The organism is Pseudomonas artemisiae, assembly GCF_057128685.1.
Genome location: NZ_JBSKHS010000003.1, coordinates 313172 through 333112 on the forward strand (window position 1 = coordinate 313172; position 19941 = coordinate 333112).

The 19941-nt window shown below is 62.4% G+C and carries 22 protein-coding genes; 10 read left to right on the forward strand and 12 right to left on the reverse strand.

All coding sequences use genetic code 11. From position 1 onward, the window contains the following. Positions 1-66: 66 nt before the first annotated feature. Positions 67-1794, forward strand: a complete 1728-nt coding sequence (locus ACWKV4_RS05840; RefSeq protein WP_483830630.1) for an autotransporter assembly complex protein TamA — start codon at positions 67-69, stop codon at positions 1792-1794. Continuing rightward, a complete protein-coding gene (locus ACWKV4_RS05845; RefSeq protein WP_483830629.1) occupies positions 1791-5477 on the forward strand; it encodes a translocation/assembly module TamB domain-containing protein in 3687 nt (1228 codons plus the stop codon). The genes ACWKV4_RS05840 and ACWKV4_RS05845 overlap by 4 nt, the downstream gene beginning before the upstream one ends. On the opposite strand, the gene ACWKV4_RS05850 is transcribed toward ACWKV4_RS05845, so the two are convergent. The 5 genes from ACWKV4_RS05850 to ACWKV4_RS05870 all read right to left on the reverse strand — a co-directional run bounded on the left by ACWKV4_RS05850 (position 5474) and on the right by ACWKV4_RS05870 (position 8101). Continuing rightward, the gene (locus tag ACWKV4_RS05850) at positions 5474-6019 is read right to left on the reverse strand and encodes a DUF2589 domain-containing protein (RefSeq protein ID WP_483830628.1); all 546 of its coding nucleotides are present in this window, start codon (positions 6017-6019) and stop codon (positions 5474-5476) included. The genes ACWKV4_RS05845 and ACWKV4_RS05850 overlap by 4 nt on opposite strands. Before the next feature lie 73 nt (positions 6020-6092). Beyond that, entirely contained in the window at positions 6093-6779 is a 687-nt protein-coding gene (locus ACWKV4_RS05855) for a DUF2589 domain-containing protein (RefSeq protein WP_483830627.1), read from the reverse strand. Between the two features lie 87 nt (positions 6780-6866). After that, a complete protein-coding gene (locus tag ACWKV4_RS05860) occupies positions 6867-7250 on the reverse strand; it encodes a Mor transcription activator family protein (RefSeq protein WP_483830626.1) in 384 nt (127 codons plus the stop codon). A 154-nt stretch (positions 7251-7404) separates the two neighbouring features. After that, positions 7405-7866 carry a hypothetical protein gene (locus tag ACWKV4_RS05865; RefSeq protein WP_483830625.1) on the reverse strand — a complete coding sequence of 154 codons (462 nt, stop codon included), beginning with the start codon at positions 7864-7866 and terminating at the stop codon, positions 7405-7407. A gap of 100 nt (positions 7867-7966) precedes the next feature. Next, positions 7967-8101, reverse strand: coding sequence for a hypothetical protein (locus ACWKV4_RS05870; RefSeq protein ID WP_483830624.1), 135 nt, complete (start codon positions 8099-8101; stop codon positions 7967-7969). A gap of 125 nt (positions 8102-8226) precedes the next feature. Between ACWKV4_RS05870 and ACWKV4_RS05875 the strand changes: the two genes are divergently transcribed. Together ACWKV4_RS05875 and ACWKV4_RS05880 are read left to right on the forward strand one after the other, a co-directional pair. Next, positions 8227-8415, forward strand: a complete 189-nt coding sequence (locus ACWKV4_RS05875; RefSeq protein WP_483830623.1) for a hypothetical protein — start codon at positions 8227-8229, stop codon at positions 8413-8415. A 58-nt stretch (positions 8416-8473) separates the two neighbouring features. Beyond that, a complete protein-coding gene (locus tag ACWKV4_RS05880; protein ID WP_483830622.1) occupies positions 8474-9508 on the forward strand; it encodes an Ldh family oxidoreductase in 1035 nt (344 codons plus the stop codon). Here the strand turns inward: ACWKV4_RS05880 and ACWKV4_RS05885 are convergent, their stop codons facing one another. Then, positions 9509-9820, reverse strand: a complete 312-nt coding sequence (locus ACWKV4_RS05885; protein WP_483830621.1) for a glycine zipper domain-containing protein — start codon at positions 9818-9820, stop codon at positions 9509-9511. Positions 9821-9925: 105 nt separating this feature from the next. Here ACWKV4_RS05885 and ACWKV4_RS05890 point away from each other — a divergent pair, with 105 nt between their 5' ends. Continuing rightward, the gene (locus tag ACWKV4_RS05890; protein ID WP_483830620.1) at positions 9926-10180 is read left to right on the forward strand and encodes a hypothetical protein; all 255 of its coding nucleotides are present in this window, start codon (positions 9926-9928) and stop codon (positions 10178-10180) included. Position 10181: 1 nt separating this feature from the next. Here the strand turns inward: ACWKV4_RS05890 and ACWKV4_RS05895 are convergent, their stop codons facing one another. Then, complete coding sequence (locus ACWKV4_RS05895; RefSeq protein ID WP_483830619.1) at positions 10182-10670, reverse strand: LEA/WHy family protein; 489 nt, start codon at positions 10668-10670, stop codon at positions 10182-10184. Between the two features lie 95 nt (positions 10671-10765). Between ACWKV4_RS05895 and ACWKV4_RS05900 the strand changes: the two genes are divergently transcribed. After that, on the forward strand, positions 10766-11095 hold the full coding sequence (locus ACWKV4_RS05900; protein WP_483830618.1) for a hypothetical protein: 330 nt from the start codon (positions 10766-10768) through the stop codon (positions 11093-11095). 2 nt (positions 11096-11097) lie between these two features. Here ACWKV4_RS05900 and ACWKV4_RS05905 read toward each other — a convergent pair whose 3' ends face one another. Next, positions 11098-12054: a D-2-hydroxyacid dehydrogenase family protein gene (locus ACWKV4_RS05905; protein WP_483830617.1), complete on the reverse strand. Its 957-nt coding sequence runs from the start codon at positions 12052-12054 to the stop codon at positions 11098-11100. Then, on the reverse strand, positions 12051-13115 hold the full coding sequence (locus ACWKV4_RS05910) for an alpha/beta fold hydrolase (protein ID WP_483830616.1): 1065 nt from the start codon (positions 13113-13115) through the stop codon (positions 12051-12053). Before ACWKV4_RS05910 ends, ACWKV4_RS05905 begins: the two co-directional genes overlap by 4 nt. A 103-nt stretch (positions 13116-13218) precedes the next feature. Between ACWKV4_RS05910 and ACWKV4_RS05915 the strand changes: the two genes are divergently transcribed. The 4 genes from ACWKV4_RS05915 (at position 13219) to ACWKV4_RS05930 (ending at position 17067) form a co-directional block, all read left to right on the forward strand. Beyond that, complete coding sequence (locus ACWKV4_RS05915) at positions 13219-14238, forward strand: AraC family transcriptional regulator (protein ID WP_483830615.1); 1020 nt, start codon at positions 13219-13221, stop codon at positions 14236-14238. Positions 14239-14310: 72 nt separating this feature from the next. Further along, the gene (locus tag ACWKV4_RS05920) at positions 14311-15072 is read left to right on the forward strand and encodes an SDR family NAD(P)-dependent oxidoreductase (RefSeq protein WP_483830614.1); all 762 of its coding nucleotides are present in this window, start codon (positions 14311-14313) and stop codon (positions 15070-15072) included. A 15-nt stretch (positions 15073-15087) separates the two neighbouring features. Next, on the forward strand, positions 15088-16272 hold the full coding sequence (locus ACWKV4_RS05925) for an acetyl-CoA C-acyltransferase (RefSeq protein WP_483830613.1): 1185 nt from the start codon (positions 15088-15090) through the stop codon (positions 16270-16272). 18 nt (positions 16273-16290) lie between these two features. Further along, on the forward strand, positions 16291-17067 hold the full coding sequence (locus ACWKV4_RS05930) for an enoyl-CoA hydratase (RefSeq protein WP_483830612.1): 777 nt from the start codon (positions 16291-16293) through the stop codon (positions 17065-17067). A gap of 13 nt (positions 17068-17080) precedes the next feature. On the opposite strand, the gene ACWKV4_RS05935 is transcribed toward ACWKV4_RS05930, so the two are convergent. Genes ACWKV4_RS05935 through ACWKV4_RS05945 form a run of 3 tightly spaced genes read right to left on the reverse strand, consistent with a single transcriptional unit; the run spans position 17081 to position 19798 of the window. Next, complete coding sequence (locus tag ACWKV4_RS05935; RefSeq protein WP_483830611.1) at positions 17081-17746, reverse strand: response regulator transcription factor; 666 nt, start codon at positions 17744-17746, stop codon at positions 17081-17083. Next, on the reverse strand, positions 17743-19137 hold the full coding sequence (locus ACWKV4_RS05940) for a sensor histidine kinase (RefSeq protein WP_483830610.1): 1395 nt from the start codon (positions 19135-19137) through the stop codon (positions 17743-17745). Before ACWKV4_RS05940 ends, ACWKV4_RS05935 begins: the two co-directional genes overlap by 4 nt. After that, the gene (locus ACWKV4_RS05945; protein WP_483830609.1) at positions 19115-19798 is read right to left on the reverse strand and encodes a response regulator transcription factor; all 684 of its coding nucleotides are present in this window, start codon (positions 19796-19798) and stop codon (positions 19115-19117) included. The genes ACWKV4_RS05940 and ACWKV4_RS05945 overlap by 23 nt, the downstream gene beginning before the upstream one ends. Positions 19799-19941: the final 143 nt, after the last annotated feature.

Sequence of the window (19941 nt, forward strand, 5' to 3'; positions counted from 1 at the left end):
GCCACGCTCAAGCCAGCCGGGGGCTGAGGTTCGGGCCGATAGGCTTATCATGGTAGGATTGCCCCCATGAGGTATTCAGGACGAACAAGCGGTGGGCTATTGCTCGCCTGTCTTGCGGCAAACGCCGCGGCACAAGGCCGCCTTCAGGTAGAGCTGAGCCCGCCCAACGCGGCGCTGCGCGCCAATATCGAGGCGTATGTAGGTAGCGTGGCCGACCGTGACGCGCGCGCATTGGAGCAACTGCGCCGTACCGCCGAGGTCCAGGCGCGCAGTGCCGCCGAAGCGTTGGGCTACTACCACGCGGTGATTGACGGGGAGGTCAGTGAAGGCGAGTCGCCTACCTTGAGGTTGCGCGTACGTCCAGGGGAGCCGGTAAAGCTGCGCCAGGTCTCGGTAAAGGTTGAAGGGCCGGCCTCCGCGCTGCCCGCTTTCAGCTTGCCAGGGAGTCTAGGATTGGTACCGGGCGCCACCCTTAACCATGGGCACTATGAAGACGCCAAGCGGCTGATCCTCAACCAGGCTTCGCGCTTTGGCTTTTTCGAAGGTCACTTCGAACAGCAACAGTTGCGCATAGACCCGGCCGCTGGCACGGCCGATATCGCGCTGCATTACCAAAGCGGCCCCCGTTACCGCTTCGGTAGCGTCGACTTCAAGGGTAATTCGATCATCGCGACCGAACTCCTTCAGCGCCTGGTGCCCTTCAAGGCAGGCGACCCTTACAACGCTGACCTGGTCGCCCAGCTCAACCATGACCTGCAAGCCAGCGGCTATTTCCAGAGCGTTATCGTGGAGGCCGCACCTCAGCCTAACCGCGGCCAGCAGATGCCTGTGACCGTCGACCTCTCGGCCCGCGAGCCGCGTACCTTGGGGTTGGGCGCAGGGTACTCAACGGATGTGGGGCCGCGGCTCAAAGCCAACTGGACGCGCCATTGGGTCAATCCTCAAGGGCATAGTTATGGGGCTGAGGCAGAGTTGGCCGCGCCTCGGCAAAACATCGGCTTGTGGTACGACGTGCCGCTGGCTTCTCCGCTGACCGATAAAATCCGTTACGCCGCCGGGTACCAGTACGAAGAAATCGCCGACACCGACAGCCTGAGCAAGCTGCTGACCCTGGGGCCGGAGTGGCACAGCAAGCTACCCGGTGGCTGGCAGCGGGTAGTCTCGCTCAAATGGCAACGTGAACAATACCGCCTGGGTGACGACAGCGGGTTGAGCAACCTGGTCATGCCGGGTATCAGCTACAGCTACCTGCACAGTGACAGCCGGATGGACCCAAACAGGGGCTATCGCCTCGGCTTTGAGGCGCAAGTGGCCAAAGAAGGGCTATTGTCAGACGCCAACCTGTTTAGGGCCGATGTGCAATGGCGTGGCTTGACCACGGTGTTCGAGCGCCATCGTTTTCTCGGCCGCTTGCAACTGGGCGGTAGTGCTACCAACGGCTATAAGGCCATTCCGCCGTCGTTGCGGTTTTTCGCCGGCGGCGACCAGAGCGTGCGCGGCTACGATTATCAGAGCCTCTCGCCGGAAAACAGCGATGGCGACCATATCGGCGGGCGCTACCGGATTGCCGGTACCGCTGAATACCAATACACCTTCGCGCCCAAGTGGCGGGTGGCGACCTTCGTCGATCAGGGTAATGCCTTCAACAGTTTGAGCTTGCCCAGCATGAAAACCGGGGTAGGGGTGGGCTTGCGCTGGGTATCGCCCGTGGGCCCGATTCGGGTGGATGTAGCACGCGGCCTGGATGAAGGTGGCGGGTTCCGCCTGCACTTTTCCATGGGGCCGGAACTATGACGCGCGTACGGCGTTGGGTGGTTATGGCGTTGTGCGTGCTGCTGGTGCTGGTGGCACTGGTACTGGGCCTGCTGGCAGCAGGCTTGGGCAGCGAACGTGGCAGTCGGTGGTTGTTGGCCCATGCCCCTGGCGTAACCGTGGAGGGCTTTGAAGGCCGCTTGGGTGGGCACTGGCAGGCCAGCCAATTGACTTGGGCTGGGCCGGCCGGGCTGCGCGTTACCCTTGATGAGCCACGCTGGGCATGGCGGCCCAACTGCCTGACGCGGCTTACCCTATGCGTCGACCTGTTCCAAGCGCGCCGGCTGAACATCGAGCCAGGGCCTGCCGACGAATCCGCGCCGTCTTCAGGCCCCCCGAAACTGCCTGCCGTGCAGTTGCCGGTAGGGTTGGCGATTAAACAGCTAAGTGTCGATGAAGTCCTTTATGCAGGCCGACCGTTGCTTACCAACGTACAGTTGGCGGCGGGCTGGAGCGCGTCAGGCTTGCAGGTGGGTAACCTGAACCTGACCTATGGCGACATACGGCTGTCGTTGCAAGGTACGCTAGCACCAGAAGGTGAATGGCCCTTGGAGGCGTCGCTGGCCCTGGTTTTGCCGGCGGTCGATGGCCGTTCGTGGGGCGTAACCGGTACCCTGAAAGGTGAAGTAGCCGGTACCTTGTCACTGGACGCACGCAGTTCAGGCTATCTGCCAGCAACGCTCACCGGCACCGTGCAGGCGTTGGCCGAACACCTTCCAGCACGAGTGCGGCTGCAGGCCGATGCCTTTACGCCCCAGCAGGCACTGCCCTCTACGCTGACCCTTAAAGGCCTGGAAATACGTGCCGAGGGTAACCTGGCGGCGGGCTATGTGATTGAAGGCGGCGCCACCTTGCCGGGTGAGCAAGGGCCGGTCACGCTTAGCCTACAGGGTAAGGCCAACAGTGAAGGCGCAAGCGTCAGCGAGCTTGGCCTGACGGCCGACCCTGACCACCGTGCACGGGTGCGGGGTGAGGCCAGTTGGGCGAACGGCCTGACCGGCGAAGCGAACCTGGATTGGCAAGACTTTCCATGGACCAGCCTCTACCCCCAAGCCGCGCCCCCACCGGTACGGGCCAATAAGCTTACCGCCTTGGTGCGCTACGGCAATGGCAATTACCTGGGCAACCTCGACGGGCAGTTCACCGGGCCCGCCGGGCCATTCTCGCTGATCACCCCCTTTAGCGGCGATGCAAGCCAACTGGTGCTGCCTCAGTTGCAGTTGCGCGCCGGTGCCGGTGAACTCGCTGGGCAAGTGAAGCTTGCCTTCGCTCAAGGCGTGGCATGGGGGGCGGATTTGACGTTGGCTAACCTGAACCCCGCCTATTGGGTCGCCAGCCTGCCAGGCAAGTTGGAAGGTAAGGTCAGCAGCAAAGGCGCATGGCAAGACGGGCAATTGGCCCTGGAAGCTCAGTTGGGCCTTAGCGGGCGGTTGCGTGGCCAGGCTGCGCGGCTTAATGGCGGCATCCAGGGGCGGGGCGAGCAGTGGTCCCTTTCCGGGCTGGATTTCGCCCTGGGTACCAACCAGCTTACCGGCCAGGCTAGCAGCAAGCCTGCACTCGCTGGCACGCTTGCGCTGAACGCGCCACGGCTGGACCAGCTCTGGCCTGGCCTGGCGGGCGCAGTGAACGGCCGTTTGAACCTGGCTGGGCGCGTAGAACACCCTGAAGGCCAGTTGCAGCTCGAAGGTCGACGCCTGGCCTGGCAAAGCAACCGCGTGGGCGCCTTAACGCTCGCCGCGAGCCTGGACGTACGGGAACAGGCCAAGGTCGCGCTCAAAGCAACAGGCGTTGCCGCAGGCGACACCGACCTGGGCACCTTTACGGTCGATGGCGGTGGCAGTGCACAGCGGCATAACGTGCGGTTGGGGCTTAATGGACCGCAGGCGGTGGTAGCCCTGGACGCCGAGGGTGCGTGGAGTGCCGGGGCGTGGAGCGGGCGCCTGGCTAGCGGTAAAGTGGCCAGCCACGGCCAGGCCTGGGCGCTACAGACACCTGCCAGCTTGCGCCGATTGGCTGACGGCCAGGTGGATTTAGGCGCTCACTGTTGGCGTTCGGGCCAGGCCAGTTTGTGCGCCGATCAGCAGCGCCTGGCCCCTAACCCTCAGCTCACGCTACGCCTGCGGGATTTCCCATTAGCCAGCTTGAAGCCGTGGTTGCCGACTAACCTGGGTTGGGAAGGCACCACCAGCGCCGATGTGCAGCTGAACCTTGGCGAGACGGGCCCGCGGGGAAGCCTGGTAGTGGATGCCAGCGGCGGCACCTTGAGTGTGAAACAGGGCGATCAGCGCTTAGCCTTTCCTTATGGCACGTTGCGCCTGACCAGCCAGGTCGCGCCACGCCGCGTCGATACTGAATTCAACTTCGATGGCCACCGCCTGGGCCAACTGAACCTGCGCGCCAGCCTTGATCCCTTTGGCGATGCCAAGCCCTTGTCAGGCAGCTTCCGTTTAGCAGGCGTAGACCTTGCCGTGCTTGGGCCCTTGGTGGAGCAGGCCGATCACGTGGCAGGTACGCTGCAAGGCAGTGGCGAGCTGGGCGGTACCTTATTGCAGCCAAGGGTAGAGGGTGCGTTCACCCTGAACGGTGGGGCATTGTCCGCGCCTGGGTTGCCGCTGGCCGTGGAGGATCTGGCCCTGAACGCACGCATGAGTGGCGATCACTTGCAACTGGACGGTGGCTGGCGCAGCGGCGCACAGGGGCAGGGCAACATCGAAGGCACGGTGGAGTGGGCAGGGGCTTTGCGCTTAGATATGGCGGTACGGGCCAGCAGGCTACCCGTCACCGTGCAGCCCTATGCCGACGTTGAGGCAGGGGCTGACCTGCGCTTGAAAATGGCTGACCAGCAGCTTTCGCTTGCGGGCACCGTGACCGTACCCAAGGGCGCCATTACCGTGCGCCAGTTGCCGCCTTCCACGGTCAAGGTGTCCGGCGATGCCGTTGTCGTGGGTCGTGAAGCACCCACTCAGGCGCGGCTGGGGATCGCCATGGATGTGAACGTGGATGTGGGCAGCGACAAGCTGACCTTCAGCGGTTTTGGGCTGCAGTCCGACCTCGCTGGCCACTTGCACATCGGCGATAATGTCGATACCCGCGGCGCGCTGGAGCTGCGTAACGGACGCTACCGCGCCTATGGCCAACGCCTGACCCTGCGCCGTGCCAGGTTGTTCTTTACCGGGCCTATCGACCAGCCTTATCTGGATGTCGAAGCGATCCGCCAGACAGGCGATGTGGTCGCCGGTATTCGCCTCAACGGCAGCGCGCAGCAGCCGACCAGCGAAGTATTCGGCGAGCCTGCCATGAGCCAGGAAGAGGCCCTCTCCTGGTTGGTACTGGGCAGGCCACTGAGCACCAACGGCGAGGACAGCAACCTGCTGGCTCAGGCTGCCTTGGGCTTGGGCCTGATGGGCAGCGCATCCACTACCAGCCGGCTTGCGCGGAACCTCGGCGTGCAGGACTTCCAACTCGACACCGAAGGCAGCGGCAACAGCACCAGTGTGGTGGCCAGCGGTAACTTGAGTGAGCGCCTTACCCTGCGTTACGGCGTGGGCGTGTTCGAGCCAGCCAGTACCGTAGCGCTGCGCTACGCCTTGACCCGCCAGCTCTACTTAGAGGCCGCCAGCGGTGTGGCCAGCTCGCTGGACCTGTTCTACAAGAAGGATTTTTAATCGGTGGGCAAGTCTGGCTCGGCCTTATCGCGCACTGTACGCAGCGGGGAAATCAGCTGGGTGTACTCCTCGATGAGCCGGTGCACTGCTTCGGGGGGCTCGCAGGCCTTGAAGGTCAGGCTGATCTGCACCTCGTCCGGGCTGCGCTGCGCAGGGTCCTGGCGTGGCCCGCCCATGGTTACGTAAAAGCGCTCGCACGTCAGTTCGCCGTTTTCCAGGGCATGGCTGACCGCTTCGGCTTCGGTGCCGGATACTTTCACTGACAGGTCCACGTTCATGGTTTCCAGGGCTAGCCCACGGGGCGATACCAGCGTTATGAGCGGTACCTGCATGCGGTGGTGCTCATCCAGCGCAACCTCTACCATCTTGGCCTTCATTGGGGTGCCCAGGTCATCAGGGTCATAGTCGAAAAACTGGTCGAACAGCTTGATGTATTGCTGGGCGATGAGGTTGTTGGCGCTGCTGGCGGCTTCGTGAAGGCCGCGGGTGATATCCCGCAGGTCGCTGGGGACCATGGGTTCTTTCCGTGAAAAAAATCCCATGCGAGGGTCTCCTTGGCGGTGTTACCCCAGGTTAGCCGGGGTAACGTTCAGGCGATGGAAGAGAGTGCCAGGGTCAGGGCGCGGCGGTGGCCGTAGGCTGATTGCTCGCTGTCGGTATGACGGTACCGTTCAAGATTTGGGGTGACGGGAGCGCCGTGGCGCCGTAGGCTTTTTCATCTTCATTGAGGGTCGAAGTGGCCAACCGAACAGGTTTGATAGCCGCTTCGGTGAGCATATCGATCACCCGCATCAATGCCTCGGGTGGGTCCTGCCGCACGACCTTGGTGTTAAACGCATAGCGGGCGCGGGTGTCGGTTTTGCGGGTTTGGGCCTTGTTATGGCTTACCTGGCCTTTGACAGCCAGTTTGAAAGGTCCCCAACCCAGCTCGGCCTGAAGGTCAGCACTGCCGCCGGTTTGGCTGGTGTCTTCGAAAGCTTGGGTAATATTGAGTTCGAACTCGATCGTACCTTCACTGATGGAAATATTGGGGTGGGTCACCGCTGCCAGCAGCGGAACCTGCATGGATTTGGCCACGGTACCTTTGTAGGTACCATTTTCATCAGTGATGGTTTCGTCGTAGTCGAATTGTACCGAAACCGCCTTGCCGTCTTTCACGCACACGCCCAACAGAAAGTCTGCATAGGATTTGCTCGCAGCGGTCTGTGCCTGGATCATTGCTTGAAGTGGCCCGGCGATCATGCGGTCCAGCGGTAGAGCATTGATGACTGATCCAATGAGGTCGTTATGTTGTGTTGTCATAGTGGATGTCCATTCCTAAAAAGTCAGCGCGGCGATTACCGCGCGTGTCAACTGTGCTGCCCTTTAGCGGGCCGTTGAAGACGGAAGCTATGCCTGTGCACTGACTTGGCCGCGGCGAATGTTGCCGATCTGCCGCAGGCTCAAACCGTACCGATTGGCCAACTCTGCCCGTGACAACCCCTGGCTGCTTTCTGCAAGGATTTGCCGATCACGGAACTGACGCTCGAAATGATCGGCCTTGGGGATTTCCAGGGAGGTGCCCGCAAAGCGTGCGGTCAGGGCTTGCAGGGCACCGGCGGGTAGGAGTTTAGCCAAGGCCGAGCGCGCAGGATTTTTAGGGATGTAACGCGGGCGGCCGCCGTATAGAAGTGTCAAACGGTACGCTTGCTCTACGCCCACGCACTCGATCAATGCACGCAGCGAATGGGGTAGGCGGGTGGTATCAACCTGGGACAAGTCTGGAGTAGTCATGTGAAATCCTTTCAGGGAGGGTATCCGTTATGCCGGTTGGCCCAGGCATTGTCCCTAGGCCAACCCCTGGTTACATGGGCATGGGCTACGCTTGGCCCAGAGGAAATTTCCGCCTGGTTTGAAAGGCAAGTCTTAGCAGCAGGTAAGGCAATTGCTAGCAAGGCTTGGCGCTGGTAAGGCTGACATAGCGTAGGTCGGCGGCGCTCAATGGGCGATCGGTACGCTCTGGTGCCCCGCGCCAATCCAGCCCCACGCAAATAGCGGTCAGCGGTTGATCCTGTGCCACCCCCGTGACCCTTGGGCTGAAATCACGCCGTACCTGGGTACGCGTAGGCGGTAGCAGCTGCACCTGTAGAGGGGACATAAGGGTTTGACTGACCAGCGCCGGAATTTCACGCATGGGCAACGTGAACCGCGCTTGCGGCCCGGACGTATCGAAATGATGTTGTTGCCGGGTATTGCTCCAAAGTTGTTGCCACTGGGACGCCCCAGCGTGCTCGGCCAAGGTAGCGGTATAGCCACGCAGCTCCTTTTCGCTGACCTGTTCAACGGTCAGCGCCGCGGCAGGCGTGGTGAATAAGCTGAGGGACGCCAGTGGCGCTAGAAAGATACGCATACAATAACCTTCCGTAGGCAAGGCCCAAGAGCCTGCGCGCTCACTCAAAGGTTATTAAGCAGGAACGACTTGAACGGGAAACCGCTACCCTAGCCCTGACTTAGCGCGGGCCCATGGCCCCTGGCCCGCCGTGGCCTGGCCCGTCGTGCCCGCCGCCGGGTGGCATGAACATCCAGCAGCCGCTTAAGCTCAGGGTTAACAGCAGAGCAATAGCCCAGAAAATTCGACGCAACATCAGGTGCTCCTTGTGGTTTGCATGCCACTGTTTAAGTGGGCGCGGTACTATGACGCCCAAAGGCGCCGCTATTGCCGCGTTTTGGTTTCCACCAGGTATGCATACCGATACATGATGAGTTTGCTATGACACAAGTGCAGCGTTTGAAATATTCCCTACTGCTTAGCGTGGTGATCGTGGCGATCATGCTAGGGCTTTCGTGGCTCCAGGCTCAGGGGCGGTTGGATGAAAAGACCTTCCAGTATCTGGCCATCGCCGTGGCGGTGGTGGCCGTGATCATCAACGGGGTGATGCGCCGCAAGGTGCGCCGTTAAGGCAGCCTACCCTCGAGTGCACAAAGGGTTCGGTGACTTGACAACACGAGGCAGCGCTATGGGTGAAAAACGTGATACGGGCGCGGGTGAAGCCACCATCGAGTTCACGGCGCTAGTGGCGCTGTTGAAGCAGGTGTTCCTCCGGCAGGGCGCTTCGGGCTCCGTAGCTGCGGTGCTGGCGGCCAATTGCGCCGCGGCCGAGCGCGATGGGGCTCATAGCCATGGGGTGTTTCGTATCCCCGGTTACCGATCCACCATCGCTAGCGGCTGGGTCGATCCGGCAGCTACCCCTGTTGTAGACGATATTGCCTCAGGCTATGTCGCCGTGGATGCTGCCAATGGCTTTGCTCAACCTGCGCTGGCGGCGGCCCGGCCCCTGTTGCTGCGCAAGGTCCGAGAGGCAGGCATAGCGGTAATGGCCATCCGCAACTCCCATCATTTCGCCGCGCTCTGGCCCGACGTGGAGCCCTTCGCCGAAGAGGGCCTGATCGCCCTATCGGTGGTCAACAGCATGACCTGCGTAGTTCCCCAGGGCGCTCAGCGCCCGGTGTTCGGCACCAACCCCATCGCCTTCGCCGCTCCCTGCGCGCGCCGGCCGCCACTGGTGTTTGACATGGCTACCAGCGCACTGGCCCATGGGGATGTGCAAATCGCCGCCCGTGAGGGCAAGGCCCTGCCTACCGGGGCGGGTGTGGATAGCCAAGGTCAACCTACTACAGACCCGCGCGCGGTGTTGGACGGTGGCGCGCTATTGCCGTTCGGCGGGCACAAGGGCTCGGCGCTGTCGATGATGGTCGAGCTACTGGCAGCTGGGCTCACGGGTGGGAATTTTTCATTCGAGTTCGATTGGGCAAAGCATCCGGGAGCACAAACGCCGTGGACGGGCCAGCTGATGATCATCATCGACCCAGCTCGCGCGGGGGGCCGCTCCTTCGCGGAGCGCGCGCAGGTGTTGGTAGAGCGCATGACCGAAGCGGGGGTTACCCGCCTGGCAGGGGAGCGGCGTTACCAGAATCGAAACCATGCCTTACGACATGGCATCGCGCTGGCGCCAGAGTGTCTGGCTCAGTTACAACAGTGGGCAGAAGGCTGATCAGCGGCGGTTGACCAGCAGGGCTACCAGAGCCCCTGCGGCCGCGGCCATAGCCAGGGCCTGGCCCGGATGTTGGCGAACATAGCCCTCGGTACCACGCACGGCTGGGGCGGCTTGCTCGGCCAACTGGTTTGCCAGGTCTGTGGCTCGTTGCAGTAGTTGGTCCAACTGGCGGCGCAGCTTGCGGCTGCAGCGGCGGCCACGGCCCTCGTTCAGCAGGCCCTCGGACTCTTCCACAAGTGCGGCCAACTCGCTGAAGGCCTGATCCATGATCTGCTCATCAATCAAGGGGTTAGATGGTGTACGGGCCATAGCGGGTTCCTCTTTCACGGCTGTGTCATTCGGATTACCTGCAAGCCTGAAAGTTGCAGGCGGTGTAAACTACCCCCTTCACGCCATCAACACAGGTAGGGGCGCATGAGCCTGAATCTTGCGAATAAAACCTATGCCGAGCGTCAAGCCATCGAATCGGACAAAGCCCGGCATTTCGAAAATTGGAAGGCCAACCTGGGCCGTGCCAAGGCCGACGCTGCTCGGCTGATTGCTGAAAAACCTCGGCGCAAAGGCAAATGGGCCGAATGGGTACGCGCCGAACTCGAGCAACTTTCGCCACCAGACTACGCCAACCTGGTGCGTAGCGAGGTAAACAAAGCGATGGCTGCGGCTCGTTGAGTTATCGCGTAGCGCTGGGTAACCCTAGGCTGGCCGTGCTCAAGTGGCCACTGTTGTTGAACCTTACCGCCCCTAGCAACCCTGGGCGATCCAGCTTCCCTTCGATCCGGTAAGGCACATCCTGGCCAGGGTGCAGATTAGCCAGGCCCAACGCTTGGCGAAAGACGGAAAATGCCGAGACGGTCATGGGAACAGCCAGTACGATTTCGCTATAACCCGCGACAGTGCCTTGGGCCGGGCTGACGCCACTGGCCAGGGGCTGCCCATTGACGCTTAAGGCCAGGGCTACGCCGGAATACTCGATCGAGTTTCGGTTTGGGTTCTGCACCCGCACCTTCACCAGTATGCGCCACTCCAAGTCATTGCCGGTGTCCGGCTCCAGGCCGGCGACCTGGACCACCAATGGATCATTGGGGCTGAACAAGGCGCAGGCGCCAAGGCTCAGATACAGCACAGCCAGCGCGAGGGCGCGGCAAAGCGAAGCGGGCATGAAAAACTCCGTGGGGCTTTGTCTTGCGACAGCTCTAGCGCCAGGGCGTTCGCCGCGCTCAGCTTCGATCAACCCTTATAGACGTGGAGAGCAGCATGCTTAAACAGTGGATGCCGTTGTGCTTAGCAGCCTTGATGGGCCTGGGTGCCTTGGAGCCTATAGAAGCTGCCCAGCCTCGGCCGGGGATTAGCACCAACCCCTTGGGCAGCCCTATTCGGCGCATCAACCCCAACAGCAGGCAGGGCACGGTGCCCAGTAACCCGGCCCAGCGCCAAGGGCAGCAAGCGGTACCCCCCAGGCAGGCACCTACCTTGGAAAACCGTGGTATTGGAAATGGCCAGCCGGCCGGCCGGCCCTATAGCCAACCGGACGGCATGCCGAGCAACCCGCCGTACGTGCGGCCTACCCCAGGTGCGCGCCGTTGAGTTTACTTAAGCACGCGTATGGGAGCGCCCGCATGCCATGCCTGAATGTTCTCGATCATGGCGCTGAAGAACACCCGATAATTGTTTTCTGTGACGTAGCCGATGTGCGGAGTGGCCAATACCCGCGGCAAACGACGTAGGGGGTGGTCCTTGGGCAGAGGCTCCTCGCTGAACACATCCAGCGCAGCGCCTGCCAACCGGCCGCTTTCAAGGGCAGCGATCAGGGCCTGCTCGTCGACTATGGGCCCGCGGGAGGTGTTCACCAACAGTGCTCCACGCTTCATCCAGGCCAGCGCCTGAGCGTCTACCAAGTGCCGAGTGCGCTTGCTTAGCACCAAGTGAATGCTTAGGATGTCGGCCTGCTCGAACAGCGTTTGTTTATCCACCTTGCGCACACTCAAGGCATCGGCGCGTTCCTGGGTCAGGTTCTGGCTCCAGGCCACTACCTCCATGCCAAACGCTTTGGCATAGCCGGCCACGGTGCCGCCGATGTTGCCCAGGCCCAGCAAGCCCAGGGTTTTGCCCGCCAAGTCACCGCCCAGCCCTATCTGCCAGCCACCTTGCTGTAACGAGAGGGTTTCAGGCAGCAGGTTGCGGGTCAACGCCATCAACAGCGCCCAGGTCAGTTCGGGCGTGGCCTGGCGGTAGCTATCGCTGCCGCACACCGCAATGCCTAGCGCCTGGGCAGCACTGAGGTCTATGGCGGCGTTGCGCATACCACCGGTAACCAGCAATTTGAGCAGGGGTAACTGCTTCAGCAGCCCGGCGGTGAAGGCCGTTCGCTCGCGCATCACGCAGATAACGCTATAGGGCGCCAGCCGTTCGGCCAGGGTAGCTTCATCGGCCGGATACTGATGCAGAAATTCCACTTGGCCAATGGGCGCCAGCACGCTCCAGTCCACCACGGTTTGGGCCACCCCTTGCCAGTCGTCGATTACCGCGATCCGTAGTTCGCTCATGGCTGTTGCCCCGTAGTGGCGGGGCTTGTCGCATGGGCAGGCGGTTTGGACAACCAGCTTAATAGCGCTTGGTGAAAGGCAGTGGGCTGTTCCATTTGTGGCGCATGACCCAGGCCAGGGAATTCAACCAGTGTGGCGCCGGGAATCATCTGCGCCACGTGCTTGCCTAGCACGTCGTAGTGGCCGAGCTTGGCTTTCACCGCGGCAGGGGCAACATCGCTGCCGATGGCGGTGGTATCGGCGGTGCCGATCAGTAGCAACGTGGGCACCTTGACCTGACCAAACTCGTAGTACACCGGCTGGGTGAAGATCATGTCGTAGATCAAGGCAGAGTTCCACGCCACCACATTGTGCCCAGGCCCCTGATTGAGCCCCGCGAGCATGTTGACCCAGCGGTCGTATTCAGGCTTCCAGCGGCCGCCGTAGTAGGTTTTGCGCTCGTACTCGCGAATGCCATCGGCAGTGAGCTTCACTTCCCGGGCGAACCAATCGTCCACGCTGCGGTAAGGCACGCCCAAGGCTTTCCAGTCTTCCAGGCCGATAGGGTTTACCAGCATCAAACGCTCGGTTTGCTCCGGGTAGAGCAGCGCGTAGCGGGTAGCAAGCATGCCGCCGGTGGAATGGCCGAGGATCGAGGCCTGCTTGATGCCAAGTTCAGCCAGCAGGGCGTGGGTATTGGCGGCAAGTTGCTGGAAGCTGTATTGATAATGTTCAGGCTTGCTGGAGGTGCAAAAGCCGATTTGGTCGGGAGCGATCACCCGGTAGCCCGCGCCGCTCAAGGCCTTGATGGAGTTCTCCCAAGTGGCGGCGCAGAAATTCTTGCCATGCATCAGCACCAGGGTATGGCCGTTGGCCTTGCCCGCGGCCGGTACGTCCATATAGCCCATTTGCAAGGCCTTGCCTTGAGACTCGAAGGCATAGTGGCGCAGGGTATAGGGGTAATCGAACCCTTGTAGCTCTGGGCCATAGACTGAAGATGGCTCGGCGGCGTGGGCCACGCAAGCCAACAGCGGAGCGGTGATCAACCCGGCGATAACGCGACGGACCAAGCGCAGGCGCATAAGGCAATTCCTTTCACAAGTAAGGTAACAGCGCAGCACACCCACGCTGACTTTCCCGCCGCCGCACTCTACCATGGGTAATCACTCGTCTACCCGGATGGCCATGAGCAAAGACAGCATTTCCATAACGCTGGTGCGAGAGGCATTGCAGGGAGCCTGCCCCGCGGTGGCGGCGCGCGCCCTGGGGGCGGCAGGCCTTGCCTGGCCCAGCGCCATGGATGCGACCCAGCGGGTTCAAGCGTCTACCTATGCCACGCTCTGGCAAGCCCTTGCCACTGCCTTGGACGACGAGTTCTTCGCCATGGCACCCCGCCCCCTGCGCGCGGGCAGCCTGGCCTTCGTATGGCGGGCAGCCTCGGGCCAGGCGACGGTAGAAGCCGGCCTGGCCCTGGCGCTTGAGTTTCTCCGGCTGATGCTAGGGGCGCTGAACGCCAGGCTGGCGCATCAGCAGGGCATTGCTGTAGTCACCCTCGCCGAATCCGGCGCACCCACTCGGCCCTTTACCTATTTCACCTTCTGGATGATCGTTCATGGGCTGACCTGCTGGCTGGCCGGCCGGCGGGTGCCCATTCTCGCGGTAGAGCTGCGAGGCCCCGCCCCTGCGGACTGCGCCGATTACCGGCGGTTCTTCGGCGCCAACCTGCGCTTCGACCAGCCCGCAACGCGCTTGGTGTTTCCCGCTAGCTGCCTGGAGCTGCCGGTGCGGCGGACCGAGTCGGACCTGCACGCCTTCTGCGCCCGGTTGCCGGGTAACTTGCTGGTGAAATACCGCGCGTCCACTGGCTTGACCAAGCGGGTGCGGGACCTGCTCAAGGCTACGCCGCCCGGCCAATGGCCAGAAGCCGCGGCCTTGGCGGCGACCTATGGCATGTCGGTTGCCACCTTGCGTCGGCGCCTGGCCGTCGAAGGGCAGAGCCTGCAGCAGCTCAAAGCAGCGCTGCGTAAAGAGCGCGCCCTGGCCTGGCTGGCGGAGGAGGGTAGCAGCATGGGGCAGATCGCCGAACGCCTAGGGTTTGCCGACGAAAGCTCGTTCTACCGCGCCTTCCGCCAGTGGTTCGGTTCCAACCCCGGCCACTACCGCGGCCTGGTGCTGGGCACTGGCGAAAACGCTCAAGCCGATTGATCGGCCCTGCCATTGTTCCTAGGCCGTGCAAGCCGCAGCATGCGGCGGTACGGTGAGTCATTAGGAGCGACCATGGACATCAATAATAAGCACTTCATCGTCAGCGGAGCAGCGTCAGGGCTGGGCGCGGAAACCGCAAGCGCGCTGGTCGAAGCCGGAGCCGATGTCCTTCTGATAGACCTGAACGGCCCGGCCTTACAGGCCTATGCCGAGCAATTGGGAATGCCCCACGCTGTAGCGGACATCGCCAATGCCCAGCAGGCCCAAACCGCCGTGAGCGCGGCGGTCGAAACCTTTGGCGCTCTACACGGGCTGGTCAATTGCGCGGGCGTGGTGCTCGGTGAGCGCATTCTGGGCCGCGACGCCCCCCACGGCCTGGATACCTTTGCCCGCGTTGTGAACGTAAACCTGATCGGCAGCTTCAACCTGCTCCGTCTGGCCGCTGCCGCCATGGCCAATAACACCCCGGACGCCACCGGCAACCGCGGGGTGATCATCAATACCGCCTCAGTGGCCGCCTTCGATGGGCAAATCGGCCAGGCCGCCTATGCCGCCTCCAAGGGCGCCATCGCTAGCCTAACGCTTCCCGCCGCCCGCGAGCTGGCCCGCCACGGCATTCGCGTGATGACCATCGCGCCCGGCCTCTTCGAAACACCGATGATGGCCGGCATGAGCGAGGAGGTACGGGCTTCGCTGGCCGCGGCGGTACCCTTCCCGCCCCGCCTGGGCAAGCCGGCCGAATACGCCGCCTTGGCCCTGCACATCATTGCTAACGACATGCTCAACGGCGAAGTGATTCGCCTTGATGGCGCTCTGCGCATGGCCGCGCGCTAATTGGAGACACGACCTATGAACGATCCGATCGTAATTGTCAGCATCGCCCGTACACCCATGGGCGGGCTACAGGGCGCGTTGGCGGGGCTGACCGCCACCGAACTGGGCAGTGCGGCCATCGCCGGGGCCATGCAGCGCGCTGGGCTGGCAGCTGATGCGGTTGACGAGGTGCTGATGGGCTGCGTGCTACCGGCTGGGTTAGGGCAGGCGCCCGCCCGGCAGGCGGCCATAGGCGCAGGCCTTGCCAAACGCACCCCTTGCACCACCCTTAACAAAATGTGCGGCTCGGGCATGCAGGCGGTAATGCTCGGCCATGACCTACTGGTGGCTGGCAGCGCTGCCACGGTAGTGGCCGGTGGTATGGAAAGCATGTCCAATGCCCCCTACCTGTTGCCTAAGGCCCGCGGCGGCTATCGCATGGGCCATGGCCAGGTGCTGGACCATATGTTTCTCGATGGCTTGGAGGATGCCTATGATCCCGGCCGCTTGATGGGCACCTTTGCCGAGGACTGCGCCACGAGCGAAGGCATCAGCCGCCAGGCCCAGGATGACTACGCCCTGGCCTCGCTGGAAAGAGCGGTGCGGGCGATGGAAGACGGCAGTTTCGCCGAGGAAATCATCGGGGTCACGGCGCCCGCGGGCCGCGAGCAGCGGCAGGTGACTGAAGATGAACAGCCCCCCCGCGCCCGCGCGGACAAAATTCCGACGCTCAAACCCGCGTTTCGGGAGGGCGGGACGGTGACCGCCGCCAACGCCAGTTCGATTTCCGATGGCGCCGCCGCGCTGGTCATGATGCGCCAGAGCGAGGCCGGCGCCCGGGGCTTGCGGCCTCTGGCGGTGATTCACGGCCACGCAAGCTTCGCCGATGAACCAGGCCTGTTCCCTCTCGCGCCGGTGGGCGCAATCAAGCGCTTGTTGGCGCGTACCGGCTGGTCTCTAACCGATGTGGACCTGTACGAAATCAACGAAGCCTTCGCAGTGGTGGCGTTGGCCTGCATGCAACGCCTGGGCTTGCCCCATGAAAAGGTCAACGTCAACGGCGGGGCCTGCGCCCTGGGCCACCCTATAGGCGCCTCGGGGGCGAGGATCTTGGTAACCTTGATCGCGGCCCTGCGGCGCCGTGGGCTCAAGCGCGGGGTGGCGGCCATCTGCATCGGTGGCGGCGAAGCCACGGCGATGGCCATTGAATGCGTAAGCTAACCGACGGGGACGTTTGATATGCCAGGCTTTGAAACCATTTTGCTGTCGACCGAGGAGCGGGTCGCGCTCATTACCCTAAACCGTCCCCAGGCGTTGAATGCCCTCAATGCACAGGTGGTAGCTGAATTGAACCGGGCGTTGGACCAATTGGAAGCCGATCCAGGTATTGGCTGTGTGGTGATCACAGGGTCTGAAAAAGCCTTTGCCGCAGGGGCTGATATCAAGGAAATGGCCGAGCTCCAATACCCCGGGATTTACCTGGACGACCTGTTCCGCGAAGCCGACCGCATCGCTGCCCGACGCAAACCGTTGATCGCGGCGGTGGCCGGCTATGCCTTGGGTGGCGGCTGCGAGCTGGCGATGATGTGCGATTTTATCCTGGCGGCGGACAACGCCCGCTTTGGACAGCCCGAAATCAGCCTCGGTGTGCTACCTGGCATGGGTGGCACCCAACGCCTGGCCCGCGCCGTGGGCAAGGCTAAGGCCATGGAGCTTTGCCTTACCGGGCGCTTGATGGACGCCGAAGAAGCCGAGCGGGCAGGGCTGGTGGCGCGCATCGTGCCCAAGGAAAAACTGGTCGAAGAAGCCTTGGCCGTGGCGAAAGTGATCGCCGAAAAATCCCTTCCCATGGCCATGATGGTGAAGGAGAGCGTGGCCCGTTCCTTCGAGGTGAGCCTGGCCGAAGGGGTTCGCTTCGAGCGGCGGGTGTTCCATGCTGCTTTTGCCACTGCTGACCAGAAAGAAGGCATGTCGGCCTTTATTCATAAACGCCCGCCGGGCTTCACCCACGGCTGATGGGTTTTGCTGATCAATCGATACGCAGGCGCAGGGCTTCGTTCAGGCAGTAGCCGTAGCCACGCAGGGTTTGCAGCGCGTAGGGCACGCCTAGCTCGCTGAGCTTGCGCCGCAGGTTGCATACATGGCGCTCGATCAGCGGGCCGCGGGTTGGTTGTTCGGTGCCCCACAGGTGCTCTTCGATCAACTGGCGGCTGGTGGGTTTGCCTTGGTGCGCCAGTAACGCCAGTAGCCGCTGCTCGGTTACCGTCACGTTTTGCTGCGCACTGCCACGCCCGAGCAGCAGGCGATTGCTAGACAGCCATAAGCCTACCGCCGGCTGTGGTTCGGCCGCTGCAGCGGGGTACTGACGGCTGAGGGCTTGCATCCGTGCCTGCAATTCTACCGCGGCCAGCGGCCGTGGCAGGCACAGGTCTGCCCCGGCGTGCAGAGCCTGGGCCCGGGTGCTGGAGTCGCTTTGCCCCAACAACACCAGTAAGCGCGCATCTCCCCGTCGCGCCAGGGCCTTGTTCAGCAGCTCGGGCCGAGCGCTGGGCAGGTCCAGCACGATAAAGCGGTAGTGCCCTTGCAAATGCTGGTCTGCCTGTTCGGGCAGGGTGCTGACGATGGCCCCGGTGTGATCGGTGAACATCTGCACCAGGGCGTGATCAGGCTGTTCGGTGATGTAGAGAAGGTTCATGTGGCAACCAGTGCGTTGGTGGGCCGGCAGTCAAGGGTCAGGCAGGCGCCGCCCAGGGGGCTGTCGCTGACCTCTAGCCCAAACCCATGAAGGTTCACGACCGCGCCAACGATGGATAATCCCAGGCCAAACCCGACCTGGGCCGATTCATCGCTGCGATAGAACCGCTGGAAAATTGCCTGGCGTTCTTGCTGGGGAATGCCTGGGCCAGAGTCTTCCACGCGGATTCGAGTACTGCCCTCGTGTACCAGCGCTCGCAGTATTACCCGCCCGTCCACCGGCGTGAACTTGATAGCGTTGCTGAGCAGGTTGCCGATGGCTTCGAACAGCAATGCCCGGTCCCCGTTAATGGCAGGCAGGGCCTCAGGGGCCTTGAGCAGCAGTTCCAGTTCGCCTTCCTCGGCCAGTGGCAGATAGAAGTCATGAAGCTCACGGAGTAGCTCGAGGGGGTCTAGTACCACGAAACCTGAGCGGCGGCGGTGGTCCTCTATCTCGGAGATTCTAAGCAACCCGCGAAACCGCGCCATCAAGGTGTCAGTATCGGCGATGGCTTGATCCAACTGAATGCCCTGTGGCGAGGTGTCTTCGGTCTGCTGCTTGATACGGTATAACTGGGCGCGCAGGCGGGTAAGGGGGGTACGTAGGTCATGGGCGATGTTGTCGCACACGCCCTTGACCTCCAACATGAGTTTTTCAATGCGATCAAGCATGGCGTTGACGATGGCCGCAAGCATATCCAACTCGTCCCGCCGCGCCGACAGTGGCAAGCGCCCAGACAGGTCACCAGCCATGATGGCCTCGGCGCTTACCTGGATCTGACGGATCCGCCGCAAGGGGCGGCGACGCAGCAAATGCCAGCCGGCAATCCCGGGCAGTATGGTCAGCGACACGCCCCACAGCAGGGCGCGTAGAATGATATGGGTCACCGCGAATACCGAGCCGTTATCGCGCACCAACACCAGCCAGCGTCCGTCTCGGGTAGGCATGGCAACCGCCGCGCAACTGTCTTGTGGAAGCTTAGGGTCGGTAGAGTCGATACAGTCGTCCAGTTCGTAGATATCCCCATCCAGCGCCAGGCCCCGAGGGATGCGGTGCAGCTCGCCGGCTACCGGGAAGAGTTCGTCGTCGAACAGCCCATAGGCGTCAAAGGCGCGGTCGTCGAAGGCCTGGCTCGCGGCCAAGGCGTCTTCAAGGTCTCGCCCACCAAAGCGGGCGAACAGGTGCTGGCGCTGCATCAGTGAGTGCCGCGCTAGGCTGTTGAGGTAGTCGGACACCTCAAAGTACAGCACCCCCAGCAGAATGCTGCTCCAGGCTACGAATAAAAAGCTGTACAGCGCCAGCAAGCGACTGCTGGAAGAGCGCCACCCCTTAGAGGGGTTCGGCAATGACATAGCCCGATCCCCGCACGGTCTTGATCAGCGGCGGCAGGCCGGCAGGGTCGATTTTCTTGCGCAGGCGGCCAATATGCACGTCGATCAGGTTGGTGCCTGGGTCGAAGTGGTAGCCCCATACTTCTTCGAAGATCATCATACGGGTAAGTACCTGCCCTGCATTGCGCATCAGGAACTCAAGCAGCTTGAATTCGGTAGGCAGCAGGTTCAGCGGCTGATCCGCCCGGCGAGCCTCCCGGGTCATCAGGTCCAGTTCAAGGTCCGCCACTTTCAGGGTGTTGTCCTGCGGCGTAACCGCCTGCTTGCGCCGCAGCAGCACCTCGACCCGTGCAGCCATTTCGTCGGAGGCAAAGGGTTTGGTGAGGTAATCGTCACCGCCGGCGCGCAGCCCGCGAACCCGCTCGTCTACATCTGACAGCGCACTGATCATCAACACCGGCGTGGACACACCGATGGTGCGCAGGGTAGTCACGATGGCCAGGCCATCAAGCTCCGGCAGCATGCGGTCCAGGGTGATCACGTCGTAGACACCGCTGACGGCCTTGACCAAGCCTTCGCGGCCATTGTCGACCCAGTCTACATCCAGGCCGTGATTGCTCAGCTCGGCCACGATTTCCCGGGCGGTAACGGCATCGTCTTCGATGGTCAGTACGCGTGTCATTGAGGTACCTGCAAAGTCATAAGCGGACCCTGGCATTGTGCCAAGTTTCCTGAGGGCGCTATTTGAAGATTATTTCATCTGGCGGCGTTGCATCACCGTAGAATGAGCCAAGCCCCTAAAGATTGCAGACTAGCCGCCGACTC